This window comes from Gordonia sp. PvP123 (assembly GCF_040547295.1).
In the GTDB taxonomy this organism is placed as follows: domain Bacteria; phylum Actinomycetota; class Actinomycetes; order Mycobacteriales; family Mycobacteriaceae; genus Gordonia; species Gordonia terrae.
Genome location: NZ_JBEPPN010000007.1, coordinates 96,286 through 111,954, shown reverse-complemented (window position 1 = coordinate 111,954; position 15,669 = coordinate 96,286). Strand labels below are relative to the sequence as shown.

Annotated in this window: 16 protein-coding genes; 12 read left to right on the top strand and 4 right to left on the bottom strand. The window is 69.0% G+C overall.

The genetic code is table 11. The annotated features are described in order from the left end of the window. Positions 1-15 precede the first annotated feature (15 nt). The 7 genes from nadD to ABIC25_RS15230 all read left to right on the top strand — a co-directional run bounded on the left by nadD (position 16) and on the right by ABIC25_RS15230 (position 6,094). Positions 16-795: a nicotinate-nucleotide adenylyltransferase gene (nadD, locus tag ABIC25_RS15260; RefSeq protein WP_004023081.1), complete on the top strand. Its 780-nt coding sequence runs from the start codon at positions 16-18 to the stop codon at positions 793-795. A gap of 10 nt (positions 796-805) precedes the next feature. Continuing rightward, positions 806-1,168 (top strand): ribosome silencing factor, encoded by a 363-nt coding sequence (gene rsfS / locus ABIC25_RS15255; RefSeq protein WP_004023080.1) that lies wholly within the window; start codon positions 806-808, stop codon positions 1,166-1,168. Next, entirely contained in the window at positions 1,165-1,878 is a 714-nt protein-coding gene (locus tag ABIC25_RS15250) for a histidine phosphatase family protein (RefSeq protein ID WP_064570625.1), read from the top strand. The genes rsfS and ABIC25_RS15250 overlap by 4 nt, the downstream gene beginning before the upstream one ends. Positions 1,879-1,892: 14 nt before the next feature. Continuing rightward, positions 1,893-2,699: a diglucosylglycerate octanoyltransferase gene (octT, locus tag ABIC25_RS15245; RefSeq protein ID WP_354562124.1), complete on the top strand. Its 807-nt coding sequence runs from the start codon at positions 1,893-1,895 to the stop codon at positions 2,697-2,699. A gap of 31 nt (positions 2,700-2,730) precedes the next feature. Continuing rightward, positions 2,731-3,591 (top strand): DegV family protein, encoded by an 861-nt coding sequence (locus tag ABIC25_RS15240; RefSeq protein WP_004023077.1) that lies wholly within the window; start codon positions 2,731-2,733, stop codon positions 3,589-3,591. A gap of 118 nt (positions 3,592-3,709) precedes the next feature. Further along, complete coding sequence (locus ABIC25_RS15235) at positions 3,710-4,693, top strand: ComEA family DNA-binding protein (RefSeq protein WP_354562123.1); 984 nt, start codon at positions 3,710-3,712, stop codon at positions 4,691-4,693. A gap of 3 nt (positions 4,694-4,696) precedes the next feature. Continuing rightward, on the top strand, positions 4,697-6,094 hold the full coding sequence (locus ABIC25_RS15230) for a ComEC/Rec2 family competence protein (RefSeq protein ID WP_354562121.1): 1,398 nt from the start codon (positions 4,697-4,699) through the stop codon (positions 6,092-6,094). A 12-nt stretch (positions 6,095-6,106) separates the two neighbouring features. On the opposite strand, the gene ABIC25_RS15225 is transcribed toward ABIC25_RS15230, so the two are convergent. Then, complete coding sequence (locus ABIC25_RS15225; RefSeq protein WP_354562120.1) at positions 6,107-7,519, bottom strand: amino acid permease; 1,413 nt, start codon at positions 7,517-7,519, stop codon at positions 6,107-6,109. A 164-nt stretch (positions 7,520-7,683) separates the two neighbouring features. Here ABIC25_RS15225 and holA point away from each other — a divergent pair, with 164 nt between their 5' ends. Further along, positions 7,684-8,652: a DNA polymerase III subunit delta gene (holA, locus tag ABIC25_RS15220; RefSeq protein WP_354562119.1), complete on the top strand. Its 969-nt coding sequence runs from the start codon at positions 7,684-7,686 to the stop codon at positions 8,650-8,652. Positions 8,653-9,021: 369 nt separating this feature from the next. Here the strand turns inward: holA and rpsT are convergent, their stop codons facing one another. After that, on the bottom strand, positions 9,022-9,282 hold the full coding sequence (gene rpsT / locus ABIC25_RS15215) for a 30S ribosomal protein S20 (RefSeq protein ID WP_004023072.1): 261 nt from the start codon (positions 9,280-9,282) through the stop codon (positions 9,022-9,024). Between the two features lie 239 nt (positions 9,283-9,521). On the opposite strand from rpsT, the gene ABIC25_RS15210 reads away from it, so the two are divergent. The 4 genes from ABIC25_RS15210 to ABIC25_RS15195 all read left to right on the top strand — a co-directional run bounded on the left by ABIC25_RS15210 (position 9,522) and on the right by ABIC25_RS15195 (position 14,453). Then, positions 9,522-10,679, top strand: a complete 1,158-nt coding sequence (locus ABIC25_RS15210; RefSeq protein WP_354562117.1) for a sulfotransferase family protein — start codon at positions 9,522-9,524, stop codon at positions 10,677-10,679. Between the two features lie 92 nt (positions 10,680-10,771). Beyond that, entirely contained in the window at positions 10,772-12,634 is a 1,863-nt protein-coding gene (locus ABIC25_RS15205; RefSeq protein WP_004023070.1) for a circularly permuted type 2 ATP-grasp protein, read from the top strand. Then, the gene (locus tag ABIC25_RS15200) at positions 12,631-13,608 is read left to right on the top strand and encodes an alpha-E domain-containing protein (protein WP_004023068.1); all 978 of its coding nucleotides are present in this window, start codon (positions 12,631-12,633) and stop codon (positions 13,606-13,608) included. The genes ABIC25_RS15205 and ABIC25_RS15200 overlap by 4 nt, the downstream gene beginning before the upstream one ends. Beyond that, entirely contained in the window at positions 13,605-14,453 is an 849-nt protein-coding gene (locus tag ABIC25_RS15195; protein ID WP_101819366.1) for a transglutaminase family protein, read from the top strand. Before ABIC25_RS15200 ends, ABIC25_RS15195 begins: the two co-directional genes overlap by 4 nt. 15 nt (positions 14,454-14,468) lie before the next feature. Here the strand turns inward: ABIC25_RS15195 and ABIC25_RS15190 are convergent, their stop codons facing one another. Both ABIC25_RS15190 and ABIC25_RS15185 read right to left on the bottom strand, forming a co-directional pair. Then, the gene (locus ABIC25_RS15190; protein ID WP_101819367.1) at positions 14,469-14,894 is read right to left on the bottom strand and encodes a type II toxin-antitoxin system PemK/MazF family toxin; all 426 of its coding nucleotides are present in this window, start codon (positions 14,892-14,894) and stop codon (positions 14,469-14,471) included. Then, complete coding sequence (locus tag ABIC25_RS15185; protein ID WP_239402500.1) at positions 14,891-15,580, bottom strand: alpha/beta hydrolase family protein; 690 nt, start codon at positions 15,578-15,580, stop codon at positions 14,891-14,893. The genes ABIC25_RS15190 and ABIC25_RS15185 overlap by 4 nt, the downstream gene beginning before the upstream one ends. Positions 15,581-15,669 lie beyond the last annotated feature (89 nt).

The window sequence follows — 15,669 nt, the reverse complement described above, 5'->3', positions numbered from 1 at the left end:
GTAGACTGACCGTCCATGTCACCCGACCGCCCACGTGCGCGCCGCATCGGCGTGATGGGCGGCACGTTCGACCCGATCCACAACGGGCACCTGGTCGCGGCCAGTGAGGTCGCCCACCGGTTCTCGCTGGACGAGGTCATCTTCGTCCCGACCGGCCGTCCGTGGCAGAAGATCGGCGAGCAGGAGACGGTGAGTCCCCCGGAGGACCGGTACCTCATGACGGTCATCGCCACCGCGTCGAATCCCCAGTTCAGCGTCAGTCGCGTCGACATCGATCGCGACGGGGACACCTACACCGTGGACACCCTCCGAGACCTGCGGGCCCTGCTCCCGGACGCCGAGCTGTTCTTCATCACCGGTGCCGATGCGCTCGAATCGATCCTGTCGTGGCAGGACTGGGAGGAACTGTTCGGGCTGGCCCGCTTCGTGGGAGTGAGCCGACCGGGCTACGAACTCGATGCCACCCATCTGGCGCACCATCTCGAGGCCATGCCCGCCGACACCCTCCACCTGCTCGAGATCCCGGCTCTGGCCATCTCGTCCACCGAATGCCGGACCCGCGCATCGCTGGGGCGGCCCGTCTGGTACCTGGTGCCCGACGGCGTCGTCCAGTACATCGCCAAGCGAAAGCTGTATCGTGCGCCTCGGGCGTCGTCGCCCGGCGTGTCCGCCCCGGCCCTGCCGGGGGCCAACCGCCCCGAGAAGGTCCCGGCCGGCACATCCCGGCCAGGAGAGTCGACGGACGATGCCGATGAATCCGACCGGGCCGTGGGCGAACAGGCCGTGAGCGAATGAGGAGACAAGTGTGACTGCGTCAGCTGAAGCGTTGGAGATGGCCAAGGTGGCCGCTCTGGCCGCGGCCGAGAAGCTCGCCCACGAGGTGACCGTGATCGACGTGTCGGAGCAGTTGGTGATCACCGACGCCTTCGTCATCGCGTCCGCGGACAACGAGCGCCAGGTGAATTCCATCGTCGACGAGGTCGAGGAGAAACTGCGGGAGGCCGGTCACAAGCCGCTGCGGCGTGAGGGCACGCGCGAGGGTCGCTGGGCACTTCTTGACTACGCCGACATCGTGGTGCACATCCAGCACACCGACGAGCGGCGCTTCTATGCCCTCGAGAGCCTCTGGAAGGACTGTCCGGTGGTCGAGGTGGACGGGCTGTCGTGAGTGGCGGTCCGGATTCACACGACACCGCGGTCGAACGTCTCACCCCGGTGGTCCGACGCCTGATCCTGTTGCGGCACGGGCAGACCGAATACAACGCGGCCAGTCGGATGCAGGGTCAGCTCGACACCGATCTGTCTGATCTCGGCGTGCGGCAGGCCAATTCGGCGGCGGTGGAGCTCGCCAAGCGGCAGCCCGTGGTGATCTGGTCGTCGGATCTGCGGCGGGCGCGTGACACCGCCGAGGCGCTGGCACAGCGGACCGGGTTGCCGGTGACCACCGATGTCCGGCTGCGCGAGACACATCTGGGCGAGTGGCAGGGTCTGACCCATCTGGACGTCGATGCCGTGATGCCGGGGGCCCGCGCGATCTGGCGTGACGACGCGACCTGGACACCGCCGGGCGGGGAGAGTCGCGTCGACGTCGCCCGACGATCCACCCCGCTGGTCGACGAGCTGATCGAGCAGCTGCCGGAGTGGGGTGTCGGCGACAATCCGGAAGCGCCGGTGGTGCTGGTGGCCCACGGCGGCGTCATCGCCGCGATGACGGCGGCACTCCTCGGTCTGCCGGTCGAGAACTGGCCCGCATTCGGGGGTCTCGCGAACACCAGTTGGGTGCAGCTGTCGGGTCACGGCATGCCGGGTGAACTGCCGCGGTGGCGACTGGATGTGTGGAACGCGTCCGCCGAGGACTCCGACCCGGCGGTGCAGTGAACTCCGGTCCTGCGATGGGCGGGACGACCGCCGGTGGTCCGGCTCCGTCTGCCCCTGCCGACACGGGTCAGCGGTGCGTGCTGGTTCTGTCCGACTCGCTGGCCTACTACGGTCCGCAGGGCGGCCTGCCGGCCGACGACCCCCGTATCTGGCCGACCCTCGTGGGGGCGGCGACCGGTGCGCCGGTCCGGCTGTTCGGCCGGATCGGGTGGACGAGTCGGGACGTCTGGTGGGCGCTCACCCAGGATCCGAACATCTGGGCCACCGTGCCCCGCGCCGAGGTCGTGGTCCTCGCATTCGGCGGGATGGACACCTTGCCGTCGCCCCTGCCCACGGCGTTTCGGGAGCAGATCCGGTACATCCGTCCGAATGGGCTGCGGCAGCGGATCCGTGCGGCCTACGGCTGGATCCAGCCGCGGGGCTCGCACCTCGGCTGGCCGCTCGCGTTGCCGCCGCGCGTCACGATCGAGTACCTCGAGAAGATCCGGGCGGCTCTCTCCCAGCTGCGTCCGGATCTGCCGATCGTGGTGTGCCTGCCACCCACCCACCGGAGCCCGTATTACGGCAACGTCCACGCCGGCCGGATCCCGACGACCGCGGCGATGTCCCGGTGGGCGTCGAGTCACGGTCTGTCGTGCGTCGATTTCTACCCGGTCACCCGGGATTCGTTCGACGACCCGGCCGTCGAGATGAACCCGGACGGAATCCACTGGGGTTTCGCGTGCCACCGTGGGATCGCCGACCTGGTCGCCCCGGTCGTCGAGGCGGTCCGGCAGCGCGCCGACCGTGACGCCGGGGGGTCGACACCGACGCCCGTGTGAGCTCGGTGCGTGAACCCGTTAACGTAGACGCGTGCCTGTCGTCGTCGTCACAGACTCCTCGTCCCGACTGCCGCGGTCGGTGACCGAGAACTACGGGATCCGGCAGGTCCCGCTGCACATCACGGTCGACGACAAGGACTACCGCGAGGGCGTGGACGACATTCCCGCCGACATCGTGACGACGCCGGGTGTGACCACCTCCGGCGCGAACCCCAACGACTTGTCCGAGCACTTCGACGCCGCGCTCGAGGCGAGTGAGGGCGCCGGGGTCGTCGCCGTCCACATGTCCCGCCGACTGTCGGGGACCTGGAGTTCGGCTCGGTTGGCCGCGGAGAAGTTCTCCGGACAGGTGCGCGTCGTCGACTCCCGATCTGTCGGTCTCGCAGTCGGTTTCACTGCCATCGCGGCCGCCCAGGCGGCCGCGGACGGCGCCGACCGCGACCGGGTGTACGAGTCCGCGATCCGGCAGGCCGCGACGGTCGACTCGCTGTTGTGTGTGCAGCAACTCGACAACCTGCGGGCCAGCGGCCGCATCAGCGCCGCGGGCAAGCTGTTCGGGTCGGCGCTGTCGATCAAACCGATCCTGCACATGGTGGACGGCACCCTGACGCTCAAAGAGCGGCATCGTACGTTCTCCAAGGCGCTCGACAAGATGGTCGACGCCGCCGCCGACTCCGCCGGTGGCCGCGCCGTCACGGTCGGCATCCAGCACTGTCAGAGTCCCGATGTCGCCGAGGAACTCCGGGCCGCCGTCCACGCCAAGCTGAGGGTGGTCACCTCCGAGCTGATCGTCGACCTCGGCCCCATCCTCGGCACGCACGTCGGCCCCGGCGCGGTGGGCGTCGTGCTCGCAGCGCATCTCGATCCGATCGAGGGCCTCGAGGAACACTGAGATCGGCCGGCCCGTGGTGGTCGCGCCATCCACAACTCGGCGTGTCCGTCCACAGATCGCGGTGCCGGAATCTCCACACGCGTGGCAGTGGTGGTGACAGGACCTAGCGTGTGGCCTCATGAGCGCATCAGGACGGCCGAACCCGCTGGACCGGCTGGCGCCGGTCGCCGAGCTGCCGGACCGCCGAAGCGGCGCAGCAGGAATCGTGCCGGATTCCCCCTCGCGCGCGTCGGAGACCGATGATCCGGTCGGCCCGGCCGAGGAACCCGATCATCCCGGGTGGGGGATCGGCGGGATGCCGACCTGGCTCGACACCCCGCCGGTGCGGACGCCGCGCCGGCGGACGGAACCCGATGACGTCGTCGGCATCGACGACGAAGAGGACGATGACGATCCGTTCCCTCGACGCCGCTTCGCCGTTGCACCACCGGCCGCTCTCGCGCTGATAGCGGTCGGTGTCGTCGCCTGCGCGGTGGCGGCCTTCGGGTTGTTCCGCGGGGCCGAGTCGGCACCGGTCGTGGATTTCGGTGCGGTGGCGGGCAGCTCGCGGGCACCGGATTCGTCACCGCCGGCCGCGCCGACCGCGCCGACGCCGACGCAGATGGTCGTGAGTGTCGTAGGGCTCGTGCACCAACCGGGGCTGGTCCGTCTTGCCCCGGGGGCGCGGGTCGCCGAGGCGATCGACCGTGCGGGTGGGGTGCGCAAGAACGCCGATCTGCTCTCGCTGAACCTCGCACAGGTGCTCCGGGACGGTGATCAGATCCTCGTCGGCTACGCGGGCGGGGAGGGGCAGATGTCGTTGCGCAGTGCCGTCGTCGGAGCCGCCGGTGCGCCGTCGCCGCCCGCCGGTGCAGCGCCGACGGGGCCCGGTCCGCCCGCCGGTGGTTCGGGAAATCCGCCGGCCTCGGGTGGGCTGGTGAACCTCAACACCGCCACCGAGGCCGATCTGGACGAGCTGCCCGGGGTCGGACCGGTGACCGCGAAGGCCATCCTGGCGTGGCGGGAACGGAACGGACGCTTCACCTCCGTCGACCAACTCGCCGAGGTCGACGGGATCGGGCCGGCGCGGCTGGCCAGGCTGCGCGACCTCGTGACGGTCTGACCGGTGGACTACCGCCTGCTGGTGCCGGCGGCGGCGGTGTGGACGGTGACGGCGCTCGGACTGGTGGTACCGACCGGGTACACGCTCGGGTTCGCGATCTGTTCGGGCGCGGTTGCTCTCGTCGGCACCCTGGTCTGTCTCACCGGCCGGATCGGATGGAATGTGATCGGTCTCGTCGTCGTGGTCGCCGGACTCGCGGCCGTGTGCGCGACGTCGCTGACGCTCCGTCAAGAGGCCCGCGCCGATCATCCGCTGGCGACGACGACCGGCAAGGCGACGGTCGTGCTCGCCGTGCGCGGCGACCCCACGGTCATCGGACAACCGTCCGCCGGACGGGTCCGGGTCCGGGTGGAGGTGGAGCAGATCGCATCCACCCGCGTTCGGGCGGCCGCCGCCGACCTGATGGGTGATGTCGACGAATGGTCGGGACTGCTGCCCGGCCAACGGGTCGTCGCGATCGTCCGGGTACGTCCCCCGCCCGCACACTCCCTCCTCGTCGCGACGCTGACGGCGCAGGGGCCGCGTCCAGTGGGCTTGCCGCCCGGGTATCAGCAGGTGGCCGGCGCGATCCGCGAGCGGCTGCAGACGCTGGCTGCGCGGGGACTCGACGAGGATGCGGCCGGACTCCTGCCCGGGCTCGTGCTCGGCGACGAGAGTTCCCTCGACGACGGCCTGCGTGACGACTTCCGCGCCGCGGGACTCAGTCACCTCACCGCGGTGAGTGGCAGCAATTTCGCGATCGTCTGCGGCGCAGCGCTTCTCGTGGTTCGCAGTGTGGGCGTGCCGCCACGGGCGGCCGCGATCATCGGGCTGTTGGTGATTCTCGGGTTCGTGGTGCTCGTGCGTCCGTCGCCGAGTGTGCTGCGGGCCGCCCTGATGGGTGCCGTCGGGATACTGGCGCTCGCCGCCTCTCGTCGGGCACAAGCCGTCCCGGCGTTGGGTGCGGCGGTCATCGGCGGCCTGTTGTGGTGGCCCGAACTGGCGTTGCAGCCGGGGTTCGCGCTGTCGGTGGCCGCCACCGGCGCCATCGTGCTGTGGGCCCCGCGGCTCCGTGACCGGCTACGCGAGTGGCGGTGCCCGACCGGCGTCGCCGAGGTCGTCGCGATGGCGGTGACCGCGCAGGTGGTCACGGCTCCGATCGTGGTCGCGGTGACCGGCACGTTCTCGGTGGTGGGGATCGTGGCGAACCTTCTCGTCGCGCCGGTCGTCGCGGTGATCAGCGTGGTCGGAACCCTCGCCGCACTCATCGGGGCGATCGGACCGCCCGACGGACCCGGCGCGTTCACGGGTGAACTGCTGGTGCGTGCCCTCGCGCCCGAGCTGTGGTGGATGGTCTCCTGTGCCCGCACCCTCGGCGGGGTGAGCTGGGCGAGTGTGGACGTGTGGTCCCCGTTCGCGTGAGCCGGGTCGCCGTCAGACCTCGCGGTCGGCGAGCTCGCCCGCGGTGCGGTTCCACAACAGGTAGCCGATGCCGACGGCGCTGAACCAGACCGCCCCGACGATGAGCGCGATCCGACCGTCGCGGTCGAAGAACAGCAGGACGAACACGAGCACGAGGAAGGCGAGTGCGAGCCAGGTGGTCACCGGCGCGCCGGGGACCCGGTAGTCCGAGCGAGGCAGTTCGCCGCGTGCGACCTTGCGGCGGTAGACCATCTGGCAGATCAGGATCGTCGACCAGATCACGATGATGCCGACCGTCGACACCGCGGTGATGTAGGCGAAGGCGTGCACGGGATCGATGACGTTCACCACGACGCCGATCGCCATGACCGCGGCGCTCAATGTGATGCCCGCGGCGGGGACCTTGCGGTTGGACAGCCGGGTCAGCTGACGCGGGGCGTCGCCGGTGTGGGCGAGGGAGCGCAGCATGCGTCCGGTGGAGTAGATGCCGGAGTTGCACGACGAGAGGGCGGCGGTGAGCAGGATGAAGTTGACGATGCCTGCCGCGCCCGGGATGCCGATGTAGGAGAACACCGAGACGAATGGGCTCTCGCCGGCCTGGAAGTCCTTCCAGCTGCGGACCGAGAGGATCACCAGCAGCGAGCCGACGTAGAAGATGCCGATCCGGAACGGCACGGTGTTGATGGCCTTGCGCAGGGTGACGCGCGGGTTCTGCGCCTCGCCCGCGGTCACGCCGACGAGCTCGACGCCGACATAGGCGAACATGACGATCTGCAGGCTCAGCAGCGCGTTGCTGAAGCCGGTCGCGAAGAACCCGCCGTCGTTCCAGAGATTCGTCACCGACGGCCCGGTCTCGGGTCCGAGCCCCGCGATCGGGAGCAGCACACCGATGCCGACGATGATCATGCCGAGGATGGCGGTGACCTTGATGGCGGAGAACCAGAATTCCGCGCGACCGAACACCCCGACGGAGATCAGGTTCGCGCCGAACAGCACGATGAGCGCGATGAGCGCGGTGACCCACACCGGAACCGAGGGCCACCAGTAGTTGATGTACTTGCCCGCCACGGTGATCTCGGCCATGCACGTCGTCGTCCACACGGCCCAGTAGGTCCAGCCCTGGCTGAACCCGGCGAAGCGGCCGAGGAACTCGTCGGCGTACTCACTGATGCCCCCGGAGATCGGCCGGTAGATGAGGAGTTCGCCGAGAGCGCGCATCACGATGAAGATCGCGAGTCCCGCGAGCGCGTACGCCAGGATGAGTGCCGGTCCCGCCTTCTCGATGGCACCACCCGCTCCGTAGAACAGTCCGGTGCCGATCGCTCCGCCGATGGCGATCATCTGCACGGTGCGGGCGGTGAGTCCGCGTTGGTATCCCTCGTCGGTGTCGGCACCCGTGTGGGTGCCGGGGTGCTCGACAGTCACGCGTGCGACTCCTGGATTGTCGGTGGACCTCTGGCAGAAGCTCACCGTAACGACCCGCGATCAACCCGATTCACTCGCCCACAGGCCCTGTCCACTTTGTCGTATTCGATTGACCGGGCGGCGGTCCGGCGACCGTGTCGTGTTCGTCTGGCACCATTGTCGCCGTGACCGAACGCCTGCACCTGTTGCTCGGAGACGACGACTTCCTCACCGGCCGGGTGATCTCGGCGGTGGCCGACGCGGCGTCGAAGGCGGCGGGAACGCCTGTCCCGGTGACGCGGGTGCGTGCCGGCGATGTCAGCGAACACGAACTCGCCGAACTGCTCAGCCCGTCGCTGTTCGCCGAGGAGCGGATCGTCGTCGTCGAGGCGGCCGCCGAGGCGGGCAAGGAGCCGGCCGCACTGATCGCCGCCACGGCGTCGTCACTGCCCGAGGGCATCACGCTGATGGTCGTGCACCACGGCGGCGGGCGGGCAAAGTCGATGGTCCCGGCGCTCAAGAAGGCCGGCGCCGTCGAGCACGAGACCACGGCCCCAAAGTGGCCGTCGGAGCGGATGACGTTCGTGCGCAACGAATTCCGTTCGCTGGGTGTCAAGGTCGGCGCGGACGTCGTCGAGCAGGTCGTCGAAGGCGTCGGCTCGGAACTGCGTGAACTGGCGGCCGCGTGTGCGCAACTCGTCGCCGACACCGGCGGAAAGGTGGACCGCGAGACCGTGCGGCTGTACTACCAGGGCCGTCCCGAGGTGACCGGTTTCGAGGTGGCCGACCGCGCGGTGACGGGCGATCGGGCGGGTGCGCTGGAGTCGCTGGCCTGGGCTCTGCACCACGGGGTGCCGAGGGTGCTGCTCGCCGACGCACTCGCCGAGGCCGTGCACGCGATCGCCCGCATCCGGCCGATGGGATCGATCAACCACTTCGATGCGGCCCGAGAGCTCGGCATGCCGCCCAACCGGGTCAAGAACGTCCAGGCGAAGGCCAAGGCGTGGGATGCGGAGTCGATCGCCCGGGCGGTCGGCGTGGTCGCCGCGCTCAACGCCGACGTGAAGGGGCAGGCGGCCGACCCCGATTACAGCCTCACCCACGCGGTCGCGACCGTCGCGGAACTCCGGCCCGACGGGCGCCGACGGAGCTGACCGTCGTTCGGTCGACTCCGAGAGGTGGGCGCGGGGAGTGGCTTCGACTCGGCGCCTCGACCTCGACGCGCTCCTTCGTCGCTTGCTCGGCCCGGCGGCTCCGCTCGGGGCCGGCTCAACCAGCGGAGTGTGGGCGCCTCGACCTCGACGCGCTCCTTCGTCGCTTGCTCGGCCCGGCGGCTCCGCTCGGGGCCGGCTCAACCAGCAGTGGGGCGACGTGGGCGCCTCGACCAGCAAGGGCTGGCTCACCCGGTGGAGGGCTGAGAAACGCCGCTCACCCCGGCAACCGCGTGGATGCTGCCGGGGTGAGCGAGGGTATGAAGATGTGGCGACGGACGAACCGTCGGACCGACCGGGGTCGGTGTCAGATCAGAGCTTGTTGACCGCGAGGGCGATGGCCGACTTCTTGTTGGCGGCCTGGTTGGCGTGGATGACACCCTTGCTGGCAGCCTTGTCGAGCTTGCGGCTGGCGGTCTGGCCGAGCTCGGCAGCCTTCGCCTTGTCGCCGGACTCGACAGCCTCACGGAAGCTGCGGATCGCGGTACGAAGGGCCGACTTCACCGACTGGTTGCGCTGGCGGTTCGCTTCGTTGGTGCGATTGCGCTTGATCTGAGACTTGATGTTTGCCACGCGTGTTACCTCTGTCGTTGCTGGTGGATACGTCTGTCTGTTCGGGTCGGGCGGTCGGCCGCGGGGGCCGAACTCGCACCTGGCGGCGTCGGCGCGCGGAGGATCTCCGCGGCGTCACCGCAACAGCGCACAACATTACCAGTCGGGTTCGGCCCGCCAAAATCCGCGCCGCAGACACACCCGGCCGCCACGCCGGGCAATAAGAATCATCGTGAGTTCAAGTCTACGGTGGACTCATCATGTCCGTCGTTTATGTGCACATCGGCCTTCCCAAGACCGGGACCACCCACCTCCAGGATCGCCTCTGGCGAAACCGAGACCTGGCATTGCAGTCGTCCGGGCTGTTGTATCCGGGCAACGTGATCTCCGATCACTTCCATGCCGCGGTGCACCTGCAGCCGGACCGCTACCTCGACTGGGTCGATCCCGCGTTCGCGGGCACCTGGCCGAAGCTGCTCGGTCAGATCCGGGCCTGGCCGCAGACGTCGCTGCTCTCGCACGAGCTCTACAGCACCGCGACCGTCGAGCAGATCGAGCGGCTGATGGCCGATCTGTCCTTCGCCGACGAGGTGCATGTGATCGCGACCGTGCGGGACCTGGGCCGTCAGCTCCCGTCGGTCTGGCAGGAAAACGTCAAGAACCAGCGCCGGGCGTCGTTCGACGAGTTCGTCGACTCGGTGGCGTTCGCATCCGAGGGGCGCCGCAACGATGGGCCCGTCGCGCTCGAATCCCCGGCCGCCGACTTGGACGAGGAACCGTTCTGGGAGTTCCAGGACTACATCGGCATCCTGGAACGCTGGTCGCGATTCGTCGGACCCGAGCGCGTACACGTCGTCACCGTGCCAGGGCGTGGGGCCGCGCGGGGTGACACGTTGTGGGATCGGTTCCTGCGGGTGATGGACATCGACCCCACCCCGCTACGCATTCCCGTCCCCAGCCTGAACAGTTCGCTGTCCGCACCGCAGGCCGAGTTCCTGCGCGGCCTCAACCGCCGCCTGCAGCCCGAGACCATCGAATGGCGCCGGTACGAGCGGATCATCAAGGGACAGCTGATCGGGGAGATCCTGTTCGAGGCGCCCTCCGGTCCGCCGCAGGGGCTCTCGGACAAGAGTCGGGAATGGGCGGCGGGGGAGTCGCGGCGGATGGTCGCGGCGGTCCGTGCGGCCGGTTACGACGTCGCCGGCGATCTCGACGATCTGGTGGTGTCGCCAAAGCACGACGCCGGCGACGTACCGTCGCCCTCGGACGGCGAGGTGCTCGACGTCGCGCTCGACACCATCGCGGCGATGGTGCTCGCGGCGCCGCTGCCCAAGGTGGGTCCGCGTGCGCGGACGCGAGCGGCGAATGTGTTGCGGAGGGTCAAGCGGCGGGTGATCGCCGCGCGTCGATCATCGTGATCGACGCGCGCCGGACGGCCGTCCGGCTTCGACGGTGACACGGCCGGTCGACGTCCTGCCGATTTCGACATTCTGTAGCACCATGGCAGTTTATGACCCCCGCATCGACAAGTGCGCCAGCCAAGAAGGCGGCGCGTAAGTCCGCAGCCGCGAAAGCGGCGTCGTCCACCTCGTCCGGGCGGCCGGCCGCCGGACGATCCGGCTCGACCAAGGGTTCTGGTTCCGGCGGCCGATCGTCGAAGGGTGCGGGCGACAACGCGTCCGGGGACAACTTCACCGGCAACTTCGGCGGGTACGCAAAAGGCCCGTACGGCAAGGCTTATGACGAGATGTTCGACGCCGCCGGCGAGGTGCGCACGCCCTACCGCGGCATCTACAAGGCGATGGCCGACGAGGATCAGTCCGACCTCGTCGAGGCCCGGGTGGAAGCACTCGGGCGCGCCTACCTCGACCAGGGGGTGACGTTCTCGCTCTCGGGCAAGGAGCGTCCGTTCCCGTTGGATGTTGTGCCGCGGGTGATCTCGGCGGCGGAATGGAACAAGCTCGAGGCCGGCATCACCCAGCGCGTGCAGGCCCTCGAACTCTTCCTCGACGACATCTACGGCGAGCAGGAGATCCTGCGCGACGGGGTGTTGCCCAAGCGGCTCGTCCACTCCTGCGAGCACTTTCACCGGCAGGCCGCAAACATCCGCCCGCCCAACGGTGTTCGCATCCACGTCGCGGGTATCGACCTCATCCGCGACGAGAACGGTGACTTCCGCGTCCTCGAGGACAACCTGCGGTCGCCGTCGGGCGTGTCCTATGTGCTCGAGAACCGGCGGGCCATGGCGCGCGTGTTCCCGGACCTGTTCTCCAAGCACAAGGTCCGCGCGGTCGCCGACTATCCGAGTCACCTGCTCCGTGCCCTGCGTGCATCGGCAGCGTTCAACGAGGCCGACCCGAACATCGTCGTGCTCACCCCCGGCGTGGCCAACTCCGCCTACTTCGAGCACTCGCTGCTGGCGCGGCTGATGGGCGTCGAGCTGGTGGAGGGTCGAGACCTCTTCTGCCGCGACAACGTCGTGTACATGCGCACCACCGAGGGCGAGCAGCGGGTCGACGTCATCTACCGACGCATCGACGACGACTACCTCGACCCCATGCAGTTCCGCCCGGATTCGATGCTCGGTGTGGCCGGCCTGCTCAACGCGGCCCGCGCGGGCAACGTCGTGATCTCCAGCGCCGTCGGCAACGGCGTCGGCGACGACAAGCTGATCTACACCTACGTCCCGGAGATCATCCAGTACTACCTCGGCGAGAAGCCGAGCCTGCAGAACGTGGACACGTTGCGCTGCTGGCTGCCCGACGAGTGCGAAGAGGTGCTCGACCGCATCGACGAACTCGTCGTCAAACCCGTTGAGGGGTCGGGTGGATACGGCATCGTCTTCGGACCCGACGCGACCGGGGCCGAACTGGACGCCCTGGCACGCAAGGTCCGCAACGACCCGCGCGGGTGGATCGCGCAGCCGGTGGTGCAGCTGTCGACGGTGCCGACCAAGATCGGCGACGACATCCGTCCGCGCCACGTCGACCTGCGTCCGTTCGCGGTCAACGACGGTGAGTCCGTGTGGGTCCTGCCCGGCGGCCTCACCCGGGTCGCGCTCCCCGAGGGATCGCTGGTCGTGAACTCGAGCCAGGGCGGCGGTTCCAAGGACACCTGGGTGCTCGCCTCGCGCACCTCGGAGGGGGATCGCGAGCTGTCGGGTGCGAAAGTCGTCACGACGAGCGGCGTCGCCGCCGCCCGCCCCGCCGAGAGTGCCCCCGATCCGGTACACACGCAGACCCAGCAGCAACAGCAGGGTTCGATGACCCAGCAGCTGGGTGACATGACGCAGCAACTGGATTCGATGTCTCTTCCCGGCAGGGCAACCCGGTCCGGCACGATGTCGCAGCGGCAGGGCGGTGACGTCCGATGATGCTGGCGCGGAACGCGGAGTCGCTGTACTGGATCGGCAGGTACGTCGAGCGCGCCGATGACATGGCGCGAATCCTCGACGTCGCGATCCACCAGATCCTCGAGGACACCACGGTCGACGTCGACCGGCAGGCGCGACTGATCATCCAGGTGCTCGGTCTCACGGCGCCGGAGGACGACGACGAACTCGATGTCTGGTCGCTGACCGAGCGCGTCGCCTACGACGCCGATGCGGTGGGATCGATCGTCGACCTCATCCGCGCGGCGCGGGAGAATGCCCGCGGCGCGCGCGAGGTCACCTCGAGCGAGTTGTGGGAGTGCTTGAACACCACCTACAACGGGCTCGACGCCGCCGAGCGTCGGTCACGTCGTCTCGGTCCGCACGAGTTCCTGTCGTATGTGAAGAACCGGGCGGCGATGTTCGCCGGCCTCGCCGATGCGACCCTCAGCCACGACGACGGTTACCGGTACCTGCTGCTGGGCCGGTCGGTGGAGCGGGTCGACATGACGATCCGGATGTTGTTGTCCCGCGCCGGTGATCGGACGTCGTCGCCGGCATGGGTCAACGTGCTCGTGTCCGCCGGCGGGCACGACACCTACCTGCGCACCTACCGCGGTGTCCTGGACGCGGAGAACATCGTCGAGTTCATGCTCCTCGACCGACTGTTCCCGCGGTCGATCTTCCACGCGCTCAGCGTCGCCGAGCACAATCTGGGCCAGCTCGAGAAGGGGCCCAGCAGGGTCGGCGCCCAGGCGGAGGCGCAACTGCTCCTCGGTCGTGCGCGCAGTTCGCTGGAGTTCCTCGAGCCGGGGAAGTTGCTCGACGATCTGCAGGACCGCCTCGTCGACCTGCAGGACACCTGCCAGGCCGTGAACGAAGCCGTCACGAAACAGTATTTCCATGTGTCGCCCTATGTCTCGTGGGCCGACGCCCGGGTCAGCGACTCGCACGTCATCGAGGAGAGTGAACTGTGAGCTGGCGCCTGCGTGTCGTCCATTCCACCGGTTTCGCCTACCACAGCCCGGTCACCTCGTCGTACAACGAAGCCCGGCTCACTCCCCGCAGTGACACCAGGCAGAACGTCATCGTGAACCGCGTCGAGACCATCCCCGCGACGAGGTCCTACCGCTACACGGATTACTGGGGCACGGCGGTCACCGCATTCGATCTGCATGCCCCGCACCACGAACTCGAGGTCTCGGGACTGTCGGTCGTCGAGACCGAGGCCGGGCACCGGCCCGTCGAGGAGGACCAGGTGTCGTGGGAGGACGTCAACAGCGATCACGTCATCGATCGGTATGACGAGATGCTCTCGTACACACCGTATGTGGCCCGCAACCGGCCGCTGCTCTCGACCGCGAAGAAGGTCACCAAGGGGCTGACTCCCCAGGAGGCCGTCGAGGCCGTGTGCCGCTTCATCCACACCGAGATGGAGTACGTCCCCGGTACGACGGGTGTGCACACCACGGCTGTCGACGCGTGGACCGACCGCAAGGGCGTGTGTCAGGACTACGCGCATCTGACCCTGCTGATGCTCCGCGGCCTCGGTATCCCGGCGCGCTACGTGTCCGGCTACCTCCATCCCGAGCCCGACGCCGAGATCGACAAGACGGTGCAGGGTCAGAGCCATGCCTGGATCGAGGCGTGGACGGGCGGATGGTGGGGATACGACCCGACCAACGACACCCCGATCACCGAACAGCATGTGTCGGTGGGTGTGGGCCGCGACTACGCCGATGTGTCGCCGCTGAAGGGCATCTACACCGGCGGAGGCGCCACCGATCTCGACGTCATCGTCGAGATCACCAGGCTTGCCTGAGGTCTCGGTGGCCGGTCAGCGCCAGCCGTAGTGCTCGCGGAGTTCGTGCGCGACCGTGTCGAATGTCGGACGACCGAGAATTGCTCCCTCCCGGCGGATTCCGTCATCGTCGACGACGAGCACGCGGTCGAGGCGGACGAAGCTGGGCCGGCCCTGGGAGTCCCATGGGCCCGATCCCACAGGAAGCCAATTGCCGTCGGACCGGTGGTCCTTGCTCGACAGCATGAGGCCGAGCACGGTGTCGGCCTGTTCGGCACGGGCGTCGCGGCCGACGACCAGTACCGGCCGGTCCTTCCCCTGGCTCGGATCGTCCTCGTAGGCGACCCAGGTCCACACGATCTCGCCCGGATCGGCGTCGCCGTCGAGGTCGGGGGAGTAGCTGATGGTGCGGGCGAGGTCGCCGGTCGGCCTCAGATCGGGCCGGACGTCGCGGCTGGTCACTGGTGTGTCTCCTCGGTATCCGGGAACAGGGGCAACAGGAAGTCGCGTACCGCGTCGGCGGTGAGCGACGCGGTCGGCTTCCGCTTCGGATTGAGGTCGTGTCCGACCTTCTCCAGTTCGACGATGTGCGTCGGCGCATCGATGAGAGCGATGGCGCGGCTCATCTCGTCGGTGGTGCCGAACGGGTCGGTGCTGCCGTGGACCACGAGCGTGGGCACGGTGATCGACGGCAGGTGCTCGGTGCGCAGCCGGTCGGGTTTGCCGGGGGGATGCAGCGGATAGGACGTCAGCAGCAGACCGTCGGCCAGCGCCCGCCCGTCGTCGGCGACGGCCATCGAGGCCTGCCGGCCACCATAGGAGTGTCCGCCGACGAACAGCGGCCCGTCGGACTCGCCGCGGAACATGGCACACGCCGCACGGATCCCGTCCCGGTCGGCGGGTGAGGTCGACGGGCTGGGCGGTCCCTTGGGGCGACGTCGCCGGTACGGCAGGTCGATGCGGGCGACGACGAACCCGCGGTCGCACAGCTCGTCGGCCAGGGCGCGGAGGATCACGGCGTCGCGATTACCGCCCGCGCCGTGCGCGAGGACGAACGTGGCCCGACCCGGGGTGCCCGGACGGTGGACCTCGGCGGCGACGTCGTCGGACTCGATGGTGGTGACGGTGGACGCGGACACGGCTGCCACGGTAGCGCCTCGTCGCGGTTCACGGACTTCCCCGATCCCTGAGGAGGCCCGGAGCTTGCGGAGGGCCGGCCCCTCCGATCCCTGAGGAG